This is a genomic window from Arcobacter rhizosphaerae (assembly GCF_049472155.1).
In the GTDB taxonomy this organism is placed as follows: Bacteria; Campylobacterota; Campylobacteria; order Campylobacterales; family Arcobacteraceae; genus Arcobacter_B.
Genome location: NZ_JBMOVW010000012.1, coordinates 42,586 through 48,705 on the forward strand (window position 1 = coordinate 42,586; position 6,120 = coordinate 48,705).

Annotated in this window: 3 protein-coding genes and 2 rRNA genes; 2 read left to right on the plus strand and 3 right to left on the minus strand. The window is 34.8% G+C overall.

Annotation, left to right across the window (positions count from 1 at the left end):
• Positions 1-113 precede the first annotated feature (113 nt).
• A complete protein-coding gene (locus tag ACH5BH_RS13760; protein WP_423298752.1) occupies positions 114-1,232 on the minus strand; it encodes an aminotransferase-like domain-containing protein in 1,119 nt (372 codons plus the stop codon).
• Positions 1,233-1,337: 105 nt separating this feature from the next.
• Here ACH5BH_RS13760 and ACH5BH_RS13765 point away from each other — a divergent pair, with 105 nt between their 5' ends.
• Both ACH5BH_RS13765 and ACH5BH_RS13770 read left to right on the plus strand, forming a co-directional pair.
• Positions 1,338-2,198: an AraC family transcriptional regulator gene (locus ACH5BH_RS13765; RefSeq protein ID WP_404308356.1), complete on the plus strand. Its 861-nt coding sequence runs from the start codon at positions 1,338-1,340 to the stop codon at positions 2,196-2,198.
• Positions 2,199-2,552, plus strand: coding sequence for a hypothetical protein (locus ACH5BH_RS13770; protein ID WP_423298753.1), 354 nt, complete (start codon positions 2,199-2,201; stop codon positions 2,550-2,552).
• Positions 2,553-2,648: 96 nt separating this feature from the next.
• Here the strand turns inward: ACH5BH_RS13770 and rrf are convergent.
• Both rrf and ACH5BH_RS13780 read right to left on the minus strand, forming a co-directional pair.
• Positions 2,649-2,764, minus strand: a 5S ribosomal RNA gene (rrf, locus tag ACH5BH_RS13775).
• A gap of 226 nt (positions 2,765-2,990) precedes the next feature.
• Positions 2,991-5,903: ribosomal RNA gene (locus ACH5BH_RS13780) — 23S ribosomal RNA — on the minus strand.
• Positions 5,904-6,120: the final 217 nt, after the last annotated feature.

The following is a 6,120-nucleotide window of genomic DNA, read 5'->3' on the forward strand; positions in this document are numbered from 1 at the left end:
CATAAAAGTTGTAAATTGTTTGTAAAAAAGTGTCTTTTTCTAATAAAAATATAATAAAAAACAAGACAAATAATATAAACTATAATATAATTTTGAAATAAAATTCTTTTGACTTACTTTAATTTTATTTCCATCTTAAACTTATTCACTATTTTTGCTAAAATTTTAATTCCTTTTTCTATTTCTTCATTTGTAGAATTTGTAAAATTTAATCTAATTTCATTACTTTTTTTATTTAAGTAAAAAACTTCAGCAGGAACAATAGCCAAATTTTTTTCAAGTGCTTTCTTTGCTACTTCCATACTATCACAAAGTAAACTTCCATAAATAAACATTCCTCCTTTTGGTCTTTCAAAAGAAAATGAAGGAATATATTTCTCTAAACTATTTGCCATAAAATTCATTTTATTTTCATAAATAGAATTTATTTTTTTTATATGATTAAAAATATCATTACTTTTTAAATACTCATCTAAAATCATTTGATTTAATGTTGCAGTATGTAAATCTAATGACTCCTTAATAAACAAGAGTTTTTCAATCAATTTTTTATCTGCACGAATCCAACCAACTCTAAGACCAGGAGCAACAATTTTCGAAAAAGATCCTAAATGAAAAGATTTCTTTACACTCTTTGAAATTGGTGTTTTAAAACAATTATCAAAATCTAAAAAAGTGTACGCACCATCTTCTATAAGAAAACTATCTTTTTTATTTATAATAGCCCCTAAGGTTTGTCTTTGAGATAAACTATATGAAGATGTAGAAGGATTTTGAAAGTCACTAATTAAATAAACACTTGTTTTACTATCAATCATATTTTTTAAATTAGATAATTTTGAAAAAGAATTTATCTTTTTATTTAAAACCCTAAATGAAGCTAAAGCTCCAATATAAGATGGCTCTTCTACGATAACATTAGTATTAAAAGCTTTCAAAATAATATCAAAAGCTTGTTGACTTCCACTAGTTATCAAAATTTCATTACTGTTAGTTGGGAAATCTAATTTATCATTATAAAAAGCCGCAATTTTTTCTCTTAATGACTTTAAGCCATGAGAAGATGAATACTGTAAAGCTTTTGTATCATTCATTGCAAGCATTGTGGCCTTTATTAATTCATCTTTAGGAAATAAACTCTCATCAGGTAAACCACCTGCAAAAGAAATTGTACTATCATTAATTACATCCAAAATCTCTCTTATATATGATCTTTTAAATTCTTTACTCATTATAAGCCTTTTTTATTATATTATATTTTAAACAAAGAAAAATATCTTTATTTTATCTTGCATTATATTTGTTTTATATTGCTTATTTTTTTGTTATAATATAATATGAAAAAAGAAACAATCCAAGAACACTCAGATATAGTAAATAAAAGTCTTTCTTATATTTATAAAAATATAGAACATGAAATAACTCTTGATGATTTAGCAAAAATAAACAAAATATCAAAATTTCATTTCCATAGAATTTTCAAAGAAGAAACAAGTGAAAACTTTTCAAATGTAATTACCTCTATTAGATTACAAAAAGCGGCAAATTTATTAATTTCCAATAAACACTCAACAATTACAGAAATTTCAAAACTATGTGGATATAGTTCACATTCTTCATTCATAAAAGCTTTTAAAAAAAGATTTTTATATACACCTACCCAATGGAGAAAGGGAGCATTTAATGAATATAGTAATAAATTAAATATTAAAAAGTTTACAAGTGTAAAAAATTTAGATTTTGAAATTAAAGTAAACCAAGAAATACATTGTGCTTATATTAGACATAAAGGTTATGATAAAAGTATTAAAAATACATGGCAAAAATTAAGAGCACTAGCATATCAAAACAATATATTACACTATGAAGAAATTGGTTTACATCATGACAATCCATCAATAACACCACTTGAAAAATGCAAATATATTGCAGCAATAACTATTGATAAAGATATTTCAATAAAATCTAATATTTCAACTTTTATTATTCCTAAAACTTTATGTGCTGTGTTTAAACTAGATGGTAAATATGGAGATATAATAGATTTTATTAGATACATTCATCAAGAATGGATTTTAAAAGAAGGAAATGGCTTTGAAATAACAACTCTACCTATTTATATAAAATACATAAAAAATCATTTAATAGATAATACTGATTTTAAAATAGAAGTAAATATTCCTATAAAAGTGATATAAATGAAAATATCTAAAACTATGCAAATTAGTTTAATACTAATAATATCTTCACTATCAATAAGTGCTTGTAGCAAAATAAAAGAGCCAAATTATTTTACAAAAAAAGGTCATTGTGTAGTAAATACAAATAAACAGATGCAAATAGGATTAAATAGATTTAATACAATAGAAGAGTTCAAAAGAGTATGTAATTCAAAAATGATATTTGAATTTAAAAAAGATGAATGTAGACTATTTACAATGAAAAAAATGAAATTTGATATATATATAAAAGATAAAATAAAAACACACAAATTAAATATAGGAGAAGAAAAAATAATGTGCGGCAAAAAAGTAATAGAATACATAAAATAAAAGAAAAATATAAATAAAAGGGCTAAAAAAAAAGCTTCTACCTAAAGGAACTGTAAAGAAGTTCAAATAGATAAAAGCTTTTAGATAAAACTCAAGAGCTGGCAGCGGCCTACGTTTCCACAAGTGAAACCTGCAGTATTATCAGCGATGAAGTGCTTGACTTCCAGGTTCGGAATGGGGCTGGGTATTTCCACTTCTCTATAACCACCAGCAATATGAGTATAAAAAGTTCAAATAAACTCTTTATACTCACATTAGGGTAATGAGTGTAAAGATAATGTTAAAGTCTTAAATGAGCTTCTTAAAAAGATGTTCATCTTTTCAAGGAAACGCTTTGTGAAACAATTCACACATTTATTAAGTAGTGTTCCCTTTAAAAAACAAGTTTTTTAAAGCAACAGATATATACTTAATAAGATAGTAAACCAAGAAATTTATTAAAAAAAGCCAAACGATCTATTAGTACTAGTCAGCTAAACGTCTTACAACGCTTACACACCTAGCCTATCAACCAGCTAGTCTTGCTGGGATCTTCAGGGAAAGTTCATCTTGAAGTTGGCTTCGAGCTTAGATGCTTTCAGCTCTTATCACATCCGTACATAGCTACCCAACGATGCCCTTGGCAGAACAATTGGTACACTAGTGGTACGTTCATCCCGGTCCTCTCGTACTAGGGACAAATCTCCTCAACTTTCCTACGCCCACGGAAGATAGGGACCGAACTGTCTCACGACGTTCTGAACCCAGCTCGCGTACCGCTTTAAATGGCGAACAGCCATACCCTTGGGACCTGCTCCAGCCCCAGGATGCGATGAGCCGACATCGAGGTGCCAAACCTCCCCGTCGATGTGAGCTCTTGGGGGAGATCAGCCTGTTATCCCCGGCGTACCTTTTATCCTTTGAGCGATGGCCCTTCCACACAGAACCACCGGATCACTATGACCGACTTTCGTCTCTGTTCGACTTGTATGTCTCACAGTCAAGCTAGTTTATGCCATTATACTCAACTGGCGATTTCCATCCGCCATGAACTAACCTTTGTAAGCCTCCGTTACTTTTTAGGAGGCGACCGCCCCAGTCAAACTACCCACCAGACATTGTCCTGGTATAAGATAATTATACACAGTTAGTAACTCAAATATTCAAGGGTGGTATCTCAAGGATGGCTCATCATATACTGGCGTCTATGAATCAAAGCCTCCCACCTATCCTGCACAAGAATATCCAAGCTACAGTGTCAAGCTGTAGTAAAGGTGCACGGGGTCTTTCCGTCTTTCCGCGGGTAGGAGGAATTTTCACCTCCACTACAATTTCACTGGATCCCTGGTTGAGACAGCTCCCATCTCGTTACGCCATTCATGCAGGTCGGTATTTAACCGACAAGGAATTTCGCTACCTTAGGACCGTTATAGTTACGGCCGCCGTTTACTCGGGCTTCGATCAAATGCTTCGCTAATGCTAACATCATCAATTAACCTTCGAGCACCGGGCAGGCGTCACACCTTATACATCCACTTACGTGTTAGCAAAGTGCTGTGTTTTTGGTAAACAGTCGGGAGGGACTCTTTGTTGCAACCTCTTTAGCTTTTGAGAGTAAATCTCTATACCAAAGTAGGCACACCTTATACCGAAGATACGGTGCTAGTTTGCAGAGTTCCTTAACCAGGGTTCTTCCACGCGCCTTAGAATACTCATCCCACCCACCTGTGTCGGTTTACGGTACGGGCAACAAATAATATACTTAGTGGCTTTTCTTGGCACGACAGTATCATCGATTCTCTATCTCCTCCGAAGAGTGTCAAGAGCCTGTAAGATCTCGGCTTCATGTAACCCGGATTTGCCTAAGTTACAGCCTACGTCCTTCGACCCACTATTCCATCAGTGTGCTCGATTAACTCTATGCGTCCCCACATCGCGCTTATTTGTTGGTATTGAAATATTAATCAATTTGCCATCGTCTACCCCTCTCGGACTCGACTTAGGTCCCGACTAACCCTACGATGACGAGCATCGCGTAGGAAACCTTGGGTTTTCGGCGAAGAGGATTCTCACCTCTTTTATCGCTACTCATGCCTGCATGCTCACTTCTATCCGCTCCAGCGCTCCTTGCCGGTACACCTTCAACGCTGAATAGAACGCTCTCCTACCACTCAAGTAAACTTGAGTCTAAAGCTTCGGTGCATATCTTAGCCCCGTTATATTTTCCGCGCAGAATCACTAGACCAGTGAGCTGTTACGCTTTCTTTAAAGGATGGCTGCTTCTAAGCCAACCTCCTGGTTGTCACAGTAACTCCACATCGTTTTCCACTTAGATATGACTTTGGGACCTTAGCTGTTAGTCTGGGTTGTTCCCCTCTCGACATAGGATTTTATCACCCTACGCCTGACTCCTGTGATTACACATATAGTATTCATAGTTTGATAGGGTTTGGTACCGCGGTAAGCAGCCCTAGCCCATTCAGTGCTCTACCCCTATATGCTACTACACAAGGCTATACCTAAATATATTTCGGAGAGAACCAGCTATCACGAAGTTTGATTGGCCTTTCACCCCTATCCACAAGTCATCCGAGGACTTTTCAACGCCCACCGGTTCGGTCCTCCACTGGCTCTTACACCAGCTTCAACCTGCTCATGGATAGATCACTTCGTTTCGGGTCTGCAGCATCTGACTAATTCGCCCTATTAAGACTCGCTTTCGCTACGGCTTCGTACTTGACTTAACCTTGCCAGACACCACAACTCGCAGGCTCATTATGCAAAAGGCAGTCCGTCACCCTGATAAATCATAGGGCTCCGAATGATTGTAAGCTAATGGTTTCAGGTTCTATTTCACTCTCCTCACTGGAGTACTTTTCACCTTTCCCTCACGGTACTTGTTCACTATCGATCTGTAAGTAGTATTTAGGATTAGAGGGTGGTCCCCCTAGATTCAGTCAAAATATCACGTGTTCCGACCTACTCAGGATACCATTAGAGCTATTGAAAATTTCGATTACAGGAGTATCACCTTCTATGCTATAGCTTTCCAACTATTTCTTCTATCTTCTTTAGTCTCATGTTATGGTCCTACAACCCCCAATGCAAGCATTGGGTTTGTCCTAATCCGCGTTCGCTCGCCGCTACTAACGGAATCTCATTTGATTTCTCTTCCTGTGGTTACTGAGATGTTTCACTTCGCCACGTTCGCCCCTCGAAAGGTAACATATATCTCTATATGCTGGGTTGTCCCATTCGGAAATCTACGGATCAAAACTTCTTGACAGTTCCCCGTAGCTTATCGCAGTCTAGTACGTCCTTCTTCGCCTCTTACAGTCTAGGCATCCACCATTAGCCCTTAATAGCTTATTTTTGTTGATAAAGTAATTTACATTACTTCACCGTTTTGAATAATTATTCCTTGGCTACTATCTTATTAAATATATTGCTACATCTAATAAAAAAGTTGTGTTTTTAAAATTGTTTCGTTTTTTAGTTTATATTTAAACTCTCATTTAAATATTCGCTAGAAAAATTTTAAGACTTTAACATTATGTTTTTAAATATCATATCCTTTATTTCTAAAGAA